Origin of the sequence: Haloterrigena salifodinae (assembly GCF_003977755.1) — an archaeon.
Taxonomy (GTDB): Archaea; Halobacteriota; Halobacteria; order Halobacteriales; family Natrialbaceae; genus Haloterrigena; species Haloterrigena salifodinae.
On the sequence record NZ_RQWN01000002.1, the window covers coordinates 915,565 to 929,505 of the forward strand.

A 13,941-nucleotide genomic window follows, 5' to 3' on the forward strand; every position below is an offset into this window, starting at 1 on the left:
ACCTCGAGCCACGACTTAACCGTCGCGGCGGCGTACTGACGCCCATGACCGACGGGAGCGAGCCTGCGGAGCCGGCAGACGAACGCGAACAGGTCTCGATCGAACCCGAGGCGTTGGCCGACCGGTTGCGGTCCGGCGACGGGGTTACTGTCCTCGACGTCCGCGACCGCGATGAGTTCGAGCGCTGGCACCTCGAGGGCGAGGGCGTCGAGGCCGTCCAGATCCCCCACATGAAGTTCATCCAGGCGCAGGCGAGGGGCGGCGTGACCGACCTCGTCGACGACCTCGAGGAACCGATCGTCGCGGTCTGTGGACGCGGGGAGGCCAGCGCACACGCTGTCGGGCTCCTCCGGGACGCCGGTCTCGACGCCAGCAACCTCGCCGGTGGGATGGACGCCTGGGCCGACCTCTCCCTCGCCCGCGAACTCGAGGTCGACGCGCCCGCGACGGTCGTCCAGTACGACCGGCCCTCGAGCGGCTGTCTCGCCTACGCGATCTACAGTGACGGCGAGGCGGCGGTGATCGACCCGCTCCGCGCGTTCGCCGATCGATATGTCAACGACGCTGCGGACCGGGGTGCGGAGTTCCGGTCCGCCGTCGACACGCACGTCCACGCCGACCACGTCAGCGGCGTCCGCGCTCTCGCCGAGCGAACTGACGCGGAGCCGGTCGTTCCCGAGGGCGCAACGGATCGCGGCCTCGCGTTCGACGCGACGGCCCTTTCCACTGCTGATGAACTCGAGATCGGCTCGGCGACGCTGACCGCGGTGGCGACGCCGGGCCACACGACCGAGTCGCTCTCCTACCGGCTCGGCGACGTGCTGTTCACCGGCGACACGCTCTTTCTCGAGGGCGTCGGGCGACCGGACCTCGAACGCGGCGACGACGGAGCATCCGACGCGGCTCGACGGCTGTACGAGACGCTGCACGAGCGACTCGGGGACCTCCCGGACGAGACGACGATCGCGCCGGGCCACTACAGCGACGCCGCAGACCCCCGGGACGACGGGACCTACACCGCTCGTTTCGGCTCGCTGCGCGACCGACTCGCGGCGTTCTCGATGGACGAAGCCGCGTTCGTCGAGCACGCTACGAGCAACCTCCCGCCGCGGCCGTCCAACCACGAGCGCATCGTCGCGGCGAATCTCGGCCGCGAGGACGTCGACGCCGAGATGGCGTTCGAACTCGAGCTCGGGCCGAACAACTGCGCGGTCGCCGAGTGAGCGGAACGCTCGTCGGGCGACCGCGCGAGAAGGAACGGGTACTACCGTCGCGAACGGTCAGTCGTCCGCAGTTGCGCCGGCGTTCGGGCCGTCGGCCTCGAGGTCGCTCTCGATGCTCGGCGGGTACTTGCCGCGGTCGAGTTTGAGATCGGACTGCGGGCGCGCCATGCAGGTGAGCGCGTAGTTCTCGGCTTCCGCCTCGGTGAGGCCGCGGGCCGCGGGCTGGGTGACCTCGCCGTCGACGATCTCCGCCGAGCAAGCCAGACACATCCCGACGCGACACGAGTACTCCTGGGCGATGCCCTCCTCGAGACACCGGCTGAGGATCGTCTCCGTGTCCGAACAGGTGATCGTCTCACCCGTCCCGACGAATTCGACCGTATACTCAGTCATAGCAACCGATACGGACGACCTCACTAAAACTCTTTATTCACATCTGTGTCGTGATAGGAGCAAGGAGACTCGCACAGCGGAACCTGTTCGGACCGTCGATGCCGTCTCGCGACCGAACGACGACGGAGACCGGGCCGTCGGCTCCCGCTTTTGCCCTCGCGATGCCGACAAATAACACATAAAACGTTTTCTCCCCGTGGTGTAGACACTGTTAGTATGAGTACGCAGGAGCAGTCGACGGCCGCCGCGTCCGAGACCCACTCGCCGGACGTGGTCGTCGTCGGCGCGGGGACCGCAGGGTGTTACGCCGCAGCGACCGTCGCACGCGAGGGGTACGACGCCGTCGTCCTCGAGCGCAAGACCGAGGACGAAGCCGGCCACATCGCCTGCGGGGACGCCCTGAAGGGCGCCGACGCCTTCCCCGAGTCGATTCCGAAATCGCAGATCGAACCCGCCTTCACCAACACGGGCGTCGACCACGGCCGCTTCGAGATCCCCCAGGAGGACACCGTCCTCGAGATTCCGATCCCCGGCGAACTGGCGGTCATCGACCGCTGGGAGTACGGCCGCCTGATCATCGAGGGCGCGGCAGACGCGGGCGCCGACTTCCACTACGATACGGTCGTAAAGAACGTCACGCAAGCTGACGACGGCCGCGTCACCGGCGTGGAAGCAATGCGAAAGGGCGAATCCCGCACCTACGAGGCCGACGTCGTCATCGACGCCGCGGGGTCGCTGTCAGTCCTGCAGGACAACGTCGACTTCTCGACGTCGACGTTCGATACGAACGTCAACTACAGCCACTTCTGTTCGGCCTACCGCGAGGTCGTCCGCGTCGACGACCCCGTCGAGTGGGACGACGCGCTCGTGTTCAAGCCGACCGAACGCGCCGCGGGCTACCTCTGGTACTTCCCGCGAACCGACACCGAGATCAACGCCGGACTCGGCTTCCAGATGACCGAGGAGCCGATGAAACTCGTCGACGACCTCAAACGCGACCTCGAGAACCGCCCCGAGTTCCGGGGCGCCGAGGTCGAGGACAAACTCGGCGCGGCCCTTCCCACCCGCCGGCCCTACGACTCCGCGGTTCATCCGGGCTACATGGCCGTCGGCGACGCCGCGGGCCACGTCAACCCCACCACCGGCGGCGGCATCGCCGGCGCGGCCTACGCCGGCAAGTACGCCGCCGAGGCCGCCGTCGAGGGCCTCGAGACCGGCGACGTCAGCGAGAAGACCCTCTGGGAGTACAACGAGCGCGTGATGGACCACTTCGGCGCGCGCTACGCCGCGCTGGACGTCTACAACATCCTCTCGACGGCCGTCGACGTCGATGACCTGATGGGGCTGCTCGCCGCGATGCCCGGCGAGAAACTCGCCGAAGCGCTGTACTCCGGCAGCACGAGCATCGGTCCGAAACTCGCCGCAGAGAGCCTGTACGAGAGTTACGGCCACTGGGGCACGATCATCAATCTCTTCCGGACCAAGCGCCGCGCCGACGACCTGCTCGAACTCTACGAGGAGTACCCCCACCACCCCGCCGCCCTCGAGCACTGGCAGCAACGCCGCGACGACCTGATGGAGAAGGTCTACGAGACGACCGGGGCCGACCCGAAATACTAACACCGACCTTTTACTCTGCGGTTTATCACGCTGACGGCAGCGTAGCTGCCGCACAGCGCGACGTTCCTCGGTAAAAGGTCGATCAAAAGCACTCCTCCCTCCGTTCTGAGCGCTTCGCGTCCCGGCTCACGGCTTCGCCGTTCGCCATACGCGGCGCTACGCGCCGCGCACCCCACATCGGTCGTCGGCCCGTTCGCTCGGCCTGCGGCCTCGCTCACGGTCGCTATCGGGCGAGGACCTGCCCTCCCCTAAGTCGTGGCCTCCTCGGAGTGTCCGGAGGCCACTCCTGGCCAGAGAATTCGAGGCTATATATGTCCAAATTGACATAGTGGGTCGTTTGAGGACATTCCTACTCTCGTGACGGAACCGAGCACTGACCAAAACCCTCCACTGTTAGGGAAACTCGTGATTCAGGGCTGTCTGATACATAGTATCGTGACACAGAATCACACGCGCCGACGCGCACTGTCTCTGATCGGCTCCACCGGTATCGTCGCGATCGCCGGCTGCGTAGGTGGCGGCGACGGTTCGGAGGACGAGGAGATGTCCGACGACGGGGCGAACGGCGATGACATGGAGAACGGAACCGAGAACATGAACAATGAGTCCGAAAGCGACGAGATGGACGCGACTATGGGGAACGTCCGCGTCGCCCACCTCTCCCCGGACGCGCCGAACGTCGACGTCTGGGTCGACGGCGACGCCGTCCTCGAGGACGTCCCCTACCGGGCCGTCAGCGACTACCTCGAACTCGAGCCCGGGACCTACGCGGTCAAGATCACGGCCGCCGGGGATCCCGACACGGTCGTCTTCGATGACGACCTCGAGGTCGGCGAGGGCGACTACACGGTCGCCGCGGTAGGCGAACTCGCCGAGGAAAACCAGCCATTCGAGGTGGCCGTCTTCGAGGACGACCTGAGCGACCCGGGCGAGAAGGCCCGCATTCGTCTCGTCCACGCCTCGCCGGACGCCCCCGCGGTCGACGTCACCGCCGGCGACGGCGAGACGGTGCTGTTCGAGGGCGCCGCCTTCGGCGACGCGGCCGCCGTCGAGGTCCCCGCGGACATGTACACCCTCGAGGTCCGGCCCGCGACCGAAACCAACGACGGCGATGTCGTCGCGACGTTCGACGTCGAACCCGACGCCGGGACCGTCTCCTCGGCCTTCGCGGTCGGCTACCTCGCGCCCAAATCGGCCCCGGTCGAAGCGCCGTTCGACCTCGAGGTCGTCGTCGACCGCGACGGCGACCACTGATCCGACGGCGTCGGCGCTGAGCCGCCAGCCGTCGATCGACGCCGTTCGATCGGTTTTTTTACCTCGGAACCCGTTCAGGGCCGCCCGCGGCCGAGTCGCTCGATCGCGCCGGAGACGACGTCGACGCCGTGGGCGATGCTCGCCTCGTCGACGTCGAACGTCGCGCTGTGGTGGCCACCGGGGTGGTCGGTCCCGATGCCGACGTAACACGCCTCGCCGCCGTTCTCCTGGACGGCCTGCATGAGGTACGTCGCGTCCTCGCTACCGCCCAGTTCGTCGCGCTCGAGGACGTTCTCGACGCCCGCGGTCTCGCCGGCGACGTCGGCGACGATATCGACCAGCGCCTGATCGCTGGTCGCGCTCGGCGCCTCGGCGCCGAGGCTGAACGAGACCTCGCACTCGTGCATCTCGGCCGCGTTGCGGACCACGTGGCGCGCCTTTCGATCCATGTACTCCATCAGTTCGGTCGTCTCGCCGCGGACCTCCGCGAGGATGCGAGCCTCGTCCGGGATGATGTTGGCGGCGCTGCCGCCCTCGGCGACGCCGGCGTTGATCCGGGTCTTGCCGTCGTTGTGCCGCGGGATCCCGTAGAGGTTCTGGACGGCCGTCGCCATCGCCTGGACGGCGTTGCGCCCCTGTTCGGGGTGGCCGCCGGCGTGAGCCGACTCGCCCGTGAACTCGGCCTCGAGGTGGCGGACGGCGAGGAAACCGTCGATGCCGGCGACGATCTCGCCGGTCGGGTGATCGAGTCCGATATGGATCGCGAGCAGGTGGTCGACGTCCGCGATGTGCTCGCTCTTCGCCATCGACTTGCCGCCGCCGACGACCTCCTCGGCGGGTTGGAAAAACACCTTCAGCGTCCCCGAGAAGTCGTCGCTCGCGGCGATCCGCTCTGCGACGCCGATCCCGATGGTTGCGTGGGCGTCGTGGCCGCAGGCGTGCATCGCGCCCTCGTGTTCCGAGCGGAAGCCCTCCGCGGCGGGAGCGTGGTCGGAAGCGTCGCTCTCCTCGCGCGGGAGCCCGTCGATGTCGACGCGCAGGCCCACCGTCGGACCCTCGCCGCGCTCGAGGACGGCAACGGCGCCCGTGTATCCGCCCGCGAGGGACTCGAGAACCTCCTCGTCGGCGCCGGTCTCGCGGGCCCGCTCGAGCCAGCGAGTCAGTTCCGACTCGTCGGGGACGGCCATCCGGTGGTCGCCCGCGATGACGTCGGGACCGATGTGGAGTTCGTCGAGGTCGTCGCCAAGTCTGGACTCGAGTTCGTCGACGAGTCGTGCGGTGGTGTAGAACTCGCACCAGGCCGGTTCGGGTCGCCGGTGGAGATCCCGGCGCAGCGAAACAAGGTCGTCCGTGCTCATACCTGTTCCTCGTCGTGACGGGTCAAAAGTACTGCACCTCTTCGCACGGTTCGCGGGCAACGGGCCCGTCACGACCGACCGCTCGAGACGAGCGGCACGGCGTCGATCGGTCAGTCTTCGCTGGCACTGGATCCGGTACCGGCGACCGCACTGGCGAGGTCGGCCAGTGCGTCGGCGACGCCCGTCAGCTGGTCGTCGACTCCCGCGAGGTCGTGCCGGCGAGCCAGATACTGCGGGTCGTTGTAGGTCACGAACACCTGCCCGTCGGCCTCCCAGACGAGCAGTTTTTGGGGGAGGTCGATCGCGACCGAGCGACTCGCCCGCATCAGCGGCGTCCCGACCGCGGGATTGCCGAAGAGGAACAGCGTCGTCGGCGGGAGGTCCATATCGGCCGACTCGGCGTTTTCCGCGTGGTCGATCGTCGCGACGAGCAGCAGGTCTCGCTCCTCAAGGGCCGGTTCGACGCGCGCAACGGTCGTCTCGAAGTCGGCGTCACTCTCTGCGGTTATCAGTCCCGGGTCGTCGAGTGCCGTCTTCGGGCCGTCGGCGTCGTCGCCAGCGGCCGCGGCCGTCGTCGACGCAGGTTTGTCGCCATCGCCACCGGCCGTGACCGTCGTCGATGCACCGATACCCAGCGCTGTTCCCGCGCCGAGCGCTTTCAGGAACCGTCGTCGTGCCGTGTCTGATCGATCGTCCGTCATCGTCTCGAGGCTCTAGCGACCCGCTGGTAGTTATGCGGGCGTATGCTCGGCTAACGGAACATTTGGCCGGTGAAACGATCGTAAACGGGGTCGAGAGAGACTCGAGATCGAAACCGCAGTCGCGTCGTGGGTGCGCTCAGTTGCTCTGGCCGGCGCCGCGGATCTGCTCGACCTCGGCCTCGATGTGGACCGAGTCGGGGAAGTTCTGTGAGGCGATGTTGCGCGCGAGGTTGTCGTGACCGTGAATCTCGAGTTCGCGGGTGAAGACGGTGTAACTCCACGAGGAGAATCGCCGCTCGTCGTCGGCGTGGAGCCGGCAGTGCTGGGGCACGGAGTGTTTCTCCGGGGGGTGGGAGTGGGGGCCTTTCAGCGCGGCGCCCTTGCGTTCGGCGGTCGATTTGATGTCGTCGACGATGGCGTCGAGCGCGGCGCGATCGCCGCTCTGGAGCGTCAGACTGGTCACGAAGGTCATGGCTGGTCGTCCATTCGTCAACGGCCGGGGCGTAAAAGCTTGCTGAGATGGCGCGCGGGCACCGCTCGAGTCGGGTACGCTGATGGGCGAACGATTCGTGAACCGGGTCGAACGCCCCGGAAACGGCGAGCGTTCGACCGCGACGGCTACCGAATTGGCACGGCAAACCGTATACGCTGGACGAACAGTCCGATATTCTCTTAACGTCGCACCTGTTAGCCCAGTTAATGGCAGTCGAAGCTACGAGCGCAGGCGCGATCCTCTTCCGCGATACGCGGGGCCGGCGCGAGTATCTTCTACTCAAGAGCCGCCCAGGCGATTGGGAGTTTCCCAAGGGCGGTGTCGAAGGAGATGAAGAGCTACAGCAGACGGCGATCCGCGAAGTAAAGGAAGAGGCAGGTATCGAGCAGTTCCGGCTCCTCGACGGCTTTCGCGAGGACTACGACTACGTCTTCGAGGCGAACGGCAAGACGATCCACAAGACCGTTCACCTCTTCGTGGCGAAGTCCTTCGAGGCGAGCGCGGAACTTTCGAACGAACATCGCGACCTTCAGTGGCGCGATTACGAACAGGCAGTAAACACCGTCACGCAGGACGGTCCGCGAGAGATCTTGGAGCAGGCCCACGGTTTCCTCGACGAACGGGAGGAGGACGAGGAGTAGGACCGGTTCGAACGGCCGCGAGGCCGACGGAGGTTCTCGATCTCGCCGACAACAGTCGGCGGCGTTCTATCGAGTAGCGCTTTTGCTCGCGCGGTCCGAAGCCGAGTCGTGGACCGGTACACGACCGAGTTCGCGTTCGAACTCCGGACCTGCCGCTGGGCGGAACGCGCCTGGCCGCCCGACGAGCCCGCCAGTGACGACCACGCGGTCGTCGTCGCCCGACAGCTCGGCACGAAACGTCGCCGCTGGGACACCATCGTCCTCGAGTGCGACCCCGAAGCGCTCCGCGAGCGGGCGCAATTCGGCGCCGAACGTCTCGACGGCGACCTCCTGCACGTCGTCCGCAACGCCCCCGCCGAGTGGAGCTACTACCGCGACTGTCTCCCCCATCCCGGCTACCCGTGGCGCTACGTTCGCGAGGCCATCCACCGGGCCGACGACCGCGGCATCCTCGAGACGCGCAAGAACGGGAATCGCATCGAGATCCGCCGGAAGTGGCCGTATCCTGACGACTGGGTTCGGCGGATCGTCGCGATCGAGAACAAACCCGATCTGGACGCCAGCGCCGCCCGCGCGCTGGGCTCGCAACTCGAGTACGACGTCGCCGTCGGGCTGGCCGACGAGGTCTGGGTCGCCACGCGGCGGACGGGAGACCCCGTCGAGCGCGCGTTGTTCGAGGACCTACCCGTCGGGACGGGGATCCTCGCGCTCGAGCCCGAAACCCTAAACGCCGAGGTTGCGTGGTTCCCCCGCTCGCTGGCCGTCGACGACCCCGGCACGCGGATCCTCGAGCGACCCGACGGCGGTCGCCGGGACGGCTCCGCGGCGCGGTTCGAGTACGTCGATCCGGACGCGAAGCGAGCGACGCGCCTCGAGATCGCCGAGCGCGCCTACGAACGCGGCTGGCGCTCGTTTGCCGATACGATGCGCCCCGACTGTCGGCACTTCGAGTTGCGCTCGCAGGACGGCCTGCAACTCGAGCCCTACTGCGCCGCGAAGGGGCGGTGCCAGACGGCCGCGGAGTGTTCCGGCGGCTGTGCCGAGTTCGAGCCTGAGCCACCCGTCTGGCGAACGCGCGGCTGGCCGATCGAGGGCGGCCCCGGGAAACGGTGTCAGCGGTTGCTCGAGGATCGACGACGACGGCGTCGACCGGGATTAGAGCAGTAGATCGGAGTGCGATTTCGTATTCAGAATTCTACCTGGAATTGAGTCGGACAGTCCGCTAGGGACGTGCGCTCATCGAACGCTCCCCTTCCAGAAAACACTTATATTACACATCGGTAGGCGAGAATATGAAACGGCGGACATTTCTTGCGTCTATTCCGAGTATGACCCTCATCGCTGGCTGTATCACAAGCGACGCAGAGTCAACAAATAATACCGATGACAAGAATAAAGACCCGTACAATCAGCCTGCACAGTACGATGAAGTAAAGCAGCTGACTGTACACAATAGCCTGAACGAAAGTATAACCGCCACGATCGTCGTTAGAGACCTCGACACTGGGACTGTCCTTTCAGAGACGAATATCACAGCCCCCGAACCGCAAGGAGACGATCGGATTGTACGAGCAGACAAAAGCATACCAACGTCTGATGAGAGCGGAAACTACACAGCAGAGATTACGATTGAGGGCCGAGGAACCGTGACTACTGAGTTTAATCTTCGAACCCCTGTCAGTGACCCTGTTCTATACATCGGCCTCGCTCCTGATGATGGCGAACCGTTCAGTGCTAGTGTAGATGGGGCCCCTGCTGTCTGATCGCCCGTTAGTACGAACGATGGGTGCTCCTATACTGAATGCGAGGCCCACGTCTCTCTTTGAATAACGAAACCGTCTCACCAACTACTGGGAGCGTCTTTTTCGCAAAACTCGCGATACGTCCATACCGTACGCCAGCCCGAGAAACTGATCTTACTCGGAGCTCTCGACCTCGAGTTCCTCGCGGTCGACGGTCAGGCGGAACGTAGGGACGGTGCGGTACTCGACCTCGACGACGCCCTTGCGGCGCAGGCTCTGGAGCCCCGAGCGGACGTCCTCGGCTTCGGGGTCGACATCGAACCCGTCGCGCAGTTTGTGAAGGACCGAGACGACGCTTTCGGACTCCTCCTCGGGGCCGGCCAGCACGGCGACGATCTGCGTCTGCAGCTCCGGCACCCGGATCCGGGAGGGGACGCCCTCGTCCTCGGGATCGCTCTCGATGCCGGGTTCGACGTCGACGAGGTCGTTCGCTTCCGTCGTCGCGCGGATCAGGCTGTTGTCGTCCCGGAAGTAGTAGTCGCCCAGTTCGTTCTCGAGGTACTGGTGGACCTCGCTGCCGCTCTCCATGTCCCACCGCTCTTGCAGTTCCGAGTTCTTCGTCGGCTGTAGCTCCACCACGTCCGCCAACCGTTCTGTGGCCTCCTCCGAGAGCGTCATCGTCGCATCGTATGCGGATCCGCTACTTTTGCGTTGCGTCCCGCGGTGTGATCGCGGTCCCGCGGTCGACCGGGGCTCAATCGTCGTCGACGACCGGCACGGACCGCGTCGACTCGAGGGTCTCCTCGATCTGCGTGTAGACGAGAATGGCGCCGAGGGCGGCCAGCGCGGTCCCGAAGAGAAACGGCGTTTTGAACCCGTAGCCGATCAGCGCGCCGGAGGTCAGCGGCCCGACGGCGATCCCGTAGCCGAAGGCCATGGTGAGAATCGAGAGCTTCGACCCGGACTCGCCCTCGCCCGCGAGGTCGCCGGCCAGCGCGAGCGCGGGCGCGAATACCATCGCGGCGGCGACGCCCTGGCCGAGACGGGCGAGGAACATTGGCACCGACGACGCGAGAAAGCCCTGGACGAACGTCGTCGGGATCAGGAAGAGCATCCCGGCGAGGATGAACGGCCGACGGCCGTACCGGTCGCAGGCCCGGCCGATCGGCGTCTGCAGGGCGACCTGCGCGAGGATGAACGCCGCGAACTGGAGGCCGAACCACGTCGAGCCCTGCTCGAGGCGGGCGTTGACCTGCGGCTGGATCGTCGCGAACAGCGCGATCGCCGCGGCCATGAACAGGGAGACGACCCCGAGGGTGAAGATCGGATCGAGCAGGTGCTCGCCCGACGGATCCCGGATATCGATCGAGAGGTCGGCGCCGGCATTCGCTTTCGTCGCCTCGGGATCGGCGACGAGCAGCGTCACCAGCCCGTAGCTGATCAGCGCCGTCGTCGTCGCGAGGTAAAAGGCCGCGTCGAAGCCGCTGAGCGTCACGCCCGCGGGGAGCCGGTAGGGACCCAGGTTGACGAGCGCGCCGGCCGCGATGGGGCCGGAGCCGAACCCGACGAGCCGGAACGTGTTGTAGACGCCCATGTTCCCGCCGCGGTCCTGACTCGTCGCGAGTTCGTTGACCAGCGCGATCGACGCCGGGATGATGAAGGCGACGCTGACCCCCTGTAGCCCGCGGACGACGAGCAGCGAGAGGTACGTATCCGCGAACACGTAGGCGACGTTCGTCACCGCGAGGCCGGCGAGCCCGATCAGGATGAACGACTTGCGCCGTCCCGTCCGATCCGAGAGTCGACCCGTCAAGGGTTGGAAACTGCTGTTGAGAAAGCCGAACAGCGAGAGGATGACGCCGATGAGCATCGACTCGCCCAGTCCGAACGTCGCCCCGCCGACGACGTCGCTGGTCACGTACAGCGGAATGACGATGATGAGAAACGAGTTGCCGATGCCGTCGGCCATCCGGGCGAAGGCCAGCGCGAGGACGCGACGATCGACGGCAAACTGGGCAACGATTCGGCGACGAAGCTCCCGCATCGACACTACGTGCGATATCGCGTCCGATTAGCGTTTCGAACCGAAACCCGCTCGAGGCGAGACGAGCGACTCGCCGTCAGTTGATCGTCGTGTGCTCGGACTCCTCGTTGAGCGCGAGGTTGGCCGCGATTTCGGCGTTTCGCATGGCGTACTGGGCGGTCTGCTGGAGGCTGACGAGCACCTCGCGGACCCGCAGCAGGTCCTCGTTGGACATCTCCGGAAGCTCGTCGAGGATCTCCTGTTCCTTACTGGAGACGTCGTGGAACATTTTCCGAACCTGATTCGATTTATCGTAATCGCGTTCGACGGCCGCCTCGACGGCGATCGAGGTGATCTCGTCGACCAGGTCGTTCAGTTCGCGAATGTCGCGCATCACCGAGCTATCGACATTCAGGCTGTGGCCCTCGGTCTCGATGACGATCTCGGCGATGTCCTCGGCGTTGTCCGCGGTGAGCTCTAAGTTCTTCGCGATCGAGCGGTAGCCGATCAGCGGGAAGCCGCTGTTGAGTCCGACCGCGCGGGCGAGGTTCGGGTTCTGGTAGGCGGTGAAGATCAGGCGCAACAGGAGGACGAAGATCTTGTTGGCCTGTCGCTCCCGGTTTAAGGCCCGCTGGGCCAGGTCGGGGTTGCCGTGGGCCAGCGCCTTGATCCCCTCGCCGCGCATCGTCTGGCCGGTCCGCTCGAGGCGCTCGAGGAGATTGTCCAGCGTGAAGTCCTCGGGGTCGACCGAACAGCGGATCGAGATGCTCTCGGGCGTCTCCTCGATGACGCCCAGCCCCATCAGCTGGGTCTCGGCCTGGTAGACGGCGTTGATGTGGTCGGAGTCGAGGGCGCCGTCCTCGGTGTCGATGCGGATGACGCGCCGCCCGAGGACGTACTGAGCGACGATCGCACGCTCGACGGCGTCGGCGTCTAAGTCGTCCGCGTGGATGATCGCTTCCGTCTCTTCGGTGCTAGCCGATTCGGGCATGACAGTCAGCGTCCCCTTGCCGCTGGTCCGCAGGGACACCTCGTCACCCTTCTCGACGTCGTGTTCGGACGCCCATTCGGCGGGAAGCGTCATCGCGAGCGTCGACGGCCCAAGTCGTTGCACTTTCCGCGTTTCCATATGACATCCTAAGGAAAGACACGACCTTAATCTTGACTATATGCACCTTATATCCGGGTCGGATAGTTATATGGATGATTGTGTTGGACGGAATCGCACGTACCTTAAACAACTAACCCTCAGACGACCTTCACGAGCCGCGTCGTGAACCGGCCGGTCCGCACCCGCAGCCACCCCCGTAGCTCCTCGTCGATCGCCTCGTCGTCCGTGTCGACGTGCAACGCGTCGATTCCGTCGAGTTTCGCCCCCGACGCGACGACCTCTATCTCGTCCGCGCGGTCGATGACCGCCGGCGAGATCTGGTGGTTGCCGCGCCCGAAGACGAACCCTTGCCCGCCGATCGGCGAGACGACGATCGTCGCCGGCTCCTCGAGGACGTCCAGAATATCGCTCTCGGCCGCGTCACGGGCCAGCACCTCGCCGTCGCGCCAGACATCGACGCCCAGCGGCGACGGGTCGATCTCCAGTTCTCGTTCGATCGTGCCGACGGTGCTGCCGGGGCCGAAGACGTACGTGCGTTCGGGGTCAACCTCGCGGGCGAAGCCCGCGGCCAGCGAGTCGACGCTGCCACTCGAGACCTGCTTGCTCGACTGGACATCCGGCGCGACGGGGACGGGGACGATGGCCTCGAGTTGCGAGCGGACCTCGCCCTCGCGGTAGGCGTCCTCGTCGATGTCGTTGACCTCGCGGTCGGCCGCGCGGTCGAACTCGGCGGCGATCCGGCCCGCGTCCGCTGGCGTCACGGCGAACACCGACGAGTAGATCTTGACGCCGGCGGGGACGCCGAGCATCGGCGTCTCGTCGCCCGCCGTCTCCTCGAGCACGTCGGCGACGTCGACCGCGGTGCCGTCACCCCCGACAAACAGGATCAGGTCGACGTCGCGCTCGAGGAAGGCCCGGACGGCGGCCCGCGTGTCGGCGGCCGTCGTCTCGGCAGTCGCCGGGTCGACCGGGGAGGACGCGTCGCTCGAATCGGTATCGTCGTCCGCAGAAGCGGTCGCGTCGGCCGGGGCGGCGTCGTCGGTCGTCGGCTCGTAGACGACGATCGGTTCGTAGCCGGCGTCGCGGACCGCCCGCTCGCCCATGATCCCCGCCGCGGTGTAGACGGCGACGTCGGGCGCCCGCCGGTGCAGCGACCGCAGCGCCTCGCGTGCCCGTTCCGGCGCCCGCGGTTCGGCCCCGCGGCGGCGCGCTTCCTCGAGTTTGCCGTCGGTTCCCTTCAGTCCGACCCGACCGCCCATTCCCGCGATCGGATTGACGACCACGCCGAGCGAGTCCATGGCGGACGTAGGCGAAGCCGATCAATAAGCCGTATGGTGTTTCGAGCACGCTTCCAGCGTCTCGTTCGCTCAGCACGCCCCGAC

General features: G+C 66.3%; 14 protein-coding genes. 6 read left to right on the top strand and 8 right to left on the bottom strand.

What is annotated here, in order from left to right:
• The first annotated feature begins 44 nt into the window (after positions 1 to 44).
• Positions 45 to 1,223, top strand: a complete 1,179-nt coding sequence (locus EH209_RS13135) for an MBL fold metallo-hydrolase (RefSeq protein ID WP_126663317.1) — start codon at positions 45 to 47, stop codon at positions 1,221 to 1,223.
• 57 nt (positions 1,224 to 1,280) lie between these two features.
• Here EH209_RS13135 and EH209_RS13140 read toward each other — a convergent pair whose 3' ends face one another.
• Positions 1,281 to 1,616 carry a 2Fe-2S iron-sulfur cluster-binding protein gene (locus EH209_RS13140; protein ID WP_126663318.1) on the bottom strand — a complete coding sequence of 112 codons (336 nt, stop codon included), beginning with the start codon at positions 1,614 to 1,616 and terminating at the stop codon, positions 1,281 to 1,283.
• 216 nt (positions 1,617 to 1,832) lie between these two features.
• On the opposite strand from EH209_RS13140, the gene EH209_RS13145 reads away from it, so the two are divergent.
• A complete protein-coding gene (locus tag EH209_RS13145) occupies positions 1,833 to 3,236 on the top strand; it encodes a geranylgeranyl reductase family protein (RefSeq protein WP_126663319.1) in 1,404 nt (467 codons plus the stop codon).
• A gap of 435 nt (positions 3,237 to 3,671) precedes the next feature.
• A complete protein-coding gene (locus EH209_RS13150; protein WP_164722043.1) occupies positions 3,672 to 4,490 on the top strand; it encodes a DUF4397 domain-containing protein in 819 nt (272 codons plus the stop codon).
• A gap of 74 nt (positions 4,491 to 4,564) precedes the next feature.
• On the opposite strand, the gene EH209_RS13155 is transcribed toward EH209_RS13150, so the two are convergent.
• From EH209_RS13155 to EH209_RS13165, 3 genes are all read right to left on the bottom strand, one after another.
• On the bottom strand, positions 4,565 to 5,848 hold the full coding sequence (locus EH209_RS13155) for an amidohydrolase (RefSeq protein ID WP_126663320.1): 1,284 nt from the start codon (positions 5,846 to 5,848) through the stop codon (positions 4,565 to 4,567).
• Positions 5,849 to 5,958: 110 nt separating this feature from the next.
• Positions 5,959 to 6,549: a DUF302 domain-containing protein gene (locus tag EH209_RS13160; protein ID WP_126663321.1), complete on the bottom strand. Its 591-nt coding sequence runs from the start codon at positions 6,547 to 6,549 to the stop codon at positions 5,959 to 5,961.
• Positions 6,550 to 6,685: 136 nt separating this feature from the next.
• On the bottom strand, positions 6,686 to 7,021 hold the full coding sequence (locus tag EH209_RS13165) for an uS10/mL48 family ribosomal protein (protein ID WP_126663322.1): 336 nt from the start codon (positions 7,019 to 7,021) through the stop codon (positions 6,686 to 6,688).
• Positions 7,022 to 7,248: 227 nt separating this feature from the next.
• Here EH209_RS13165 and EH209_RS13170 point away from each other — a divergent pair, with 227 nt between their 5' ends.
• The 3 genes from EH209_RS13170 to EH209_RS13180 all read left to right on the top strand — a co-directional run bounded on the left by EH209_RS13170 (position 7,249) and on the right by EH209_RS13180 (position 9,446).
• Positions 7,249 to 7,683: a bis(5'-nucleosyl)-tetraphosphatase gene (locus EH209_RS13170; protein WP_008896631.1), complete on the top strand. Its 435-nt coding sequence runs from the start codon at positions 7,249 to 7,251 to the stop codon at positions 7,681 to 7,683.
• A 108-nt stretch (positions 7,684 to 7,791) separates the two neighbouring features.
• Positions 7,792 to 8,850 carry a DUF5787 family protein gene (locus EH209_RS13175; RefSeq protein WP_126663323.1) on the top strand — a complete coding sequence of 353 codons (1,059 nt, stop codon included), beginning with the start codon at positions 7,792 to 7,794 and terminating at the stop codon, positions 8,848 to 8,850.
• A 161-nt stretch (positions 8,851 to 9,011) separates the two neighbouring features.
• Complete coding sequence (locus tag EH209_RS13180) at positions 9,012 to 9,446, top strand: hypothetical protein (RefSeq protein WP_211338360.1); 435 nt, start codon at positions 9,012 to 9,014, stop codon at positions 9,444 to 9,446.
• Positions 9,447 to 9,599: 153 nt separating this feature from the next.
• On the opposite strand, the gene EH209_RS13185 is transcribed toward EH209_RS13180, so the two are convergent.
• The 4 genes from EH209_RS13185 to EH209_RS13200 form a co-directional block, all read right to left on the bottom strand.
• Positions 9,600 to 10,103 (bottom strand): DUF5797 family protein, encoded by a 504-nt coding sequence (locus tag EH209_RS13185; protein WP_126663325.1) that lies wholly within the window; start codon positions 10,101 to 10,103, stop codon positions 9,600 to 9,602.
• A 76-nt stretch (positions 10,104 to 10,179) separates the two neighbouring features.
• The gene (locus tag EH209_RS13190; protein WP_126663326.1) at positions 10,180 to 11,469 is read right to left on the bottom strand and encodes an MFS transporter; all 1,290 of its coding nucleotides are present in this window, start codon (positions 11,467 to 11,469) and stop codon (positions 10,180 to 10,182) included.
• Positions 11,470 to 11,545: 76 nt separating this feature from the next.
• Positions 11,546 to 12,577: a phosphate uptake regulator PhoU gene (locus EH209_RS13195; RefSeq protein ID WP_126663327.1), complete on the bottom strand. Its 1,032-nt coding sequence runs from the start codon at positions 12,575 to 12,577 to the stop codon at positions 11,546 to 11,548.
• A 119-nt stretch (positions 12,578 to 12,696) separates the two neighbouring features.
• Positions 12,697 to 13,857, bottom strand: a complete 1,161-nt coding sequence (locus EH209_RS13200) for an ATP-NAD kinase family protein (RefSeq protein ID WP_126663328.1) — start codon at positions 13,855 to 13,857, stop codon at positions 12,697 to 12,699.
• Positions 13,858 to 13,941 lie beyond the last annotated feature (84 nt).

Coding starts and splice junctions, on each gene's coding strand:
- EH209_RS13135 (WP_126663317.1), top strand. CDS start 45: ATGACCGACGGGAGCGAGCCTGCGGAGCCGGCAGACGAACGCGAACAG.
- EH209_RS13140 (WP_126663318.1), bottom strand. CDS start 1,616: ATGACTGAGTATACGGTCGAATTCGTCGGGACGGGTGAGACGATCACC.
- EH209_RS13145 (WP_126663319.1), top strand. CDS start 1,833: ATGAGTACGCAGGAGCAGTCGACGGCCGCCGCGTCCGAGACCCACTCG.
- EH209_RS13155 (WP_126663320.1), bottom strand. CDS start 5,848: ATGAGCACGGACGACCTTGTTTCGCTGCGCCGGGATCTCCACCGGCGA.
- EH209_RS13160 (WP_126663321.1), bottom strand. CDS start 6,549: ATGACGGACGATCGATCAGACACGGCACGACGACGGTTCCTGAAAGCG.
- EH209_RS13165 (WP_126663322.1), bottom strand. CDS start 7,021: ATGACCTTCGTGACCAGTCTGACGCTCCAGAGCGGCGATCGCGCCGCG.
- EH209_RS13170 (WP_008896631.1), top strand. CDS start 7,249: ATGGCAGTCGAAGCTACGAGCGCAGGCGCGATCCTCTTCCGCGATACG.
- EH209_RS13180 (WP_211338360.1), top strand. CDS start 9,012: ATGACCCTCATCGCTGGCTGTATCACAAGCGACGCAGAGTCAACAAAT.
- EH209_RS13185 (WP_126663325.1), bottom strand. CDS start 10,103: ATGACGCTCTCGGAGGAGGCCACAGAACGGTTGGCGGACGTGGTGGAG.
- EH209_RS13190 (WP_126663326.1), bottom strand. CDS start 11,469: ATGCGGGAGCTTCGTCGCCGAATCGTTGCCCAGTTTGCCGTCGATCGT.
- EH209_RS13195 (WP_126663327.1), bottom strand. CDS start 12,577: ATGGAAACGCGGAAAGTGCAACGACTTGGGCCGTCGACGCTCGCGATG.
- EH209_RS13200 (WP_126663328.1), bottom strand. CDS start 13,857: ATGGACTCGCTCGGCGTGGTCGTCAATCCGATCGCGGGAATGGGCGGT.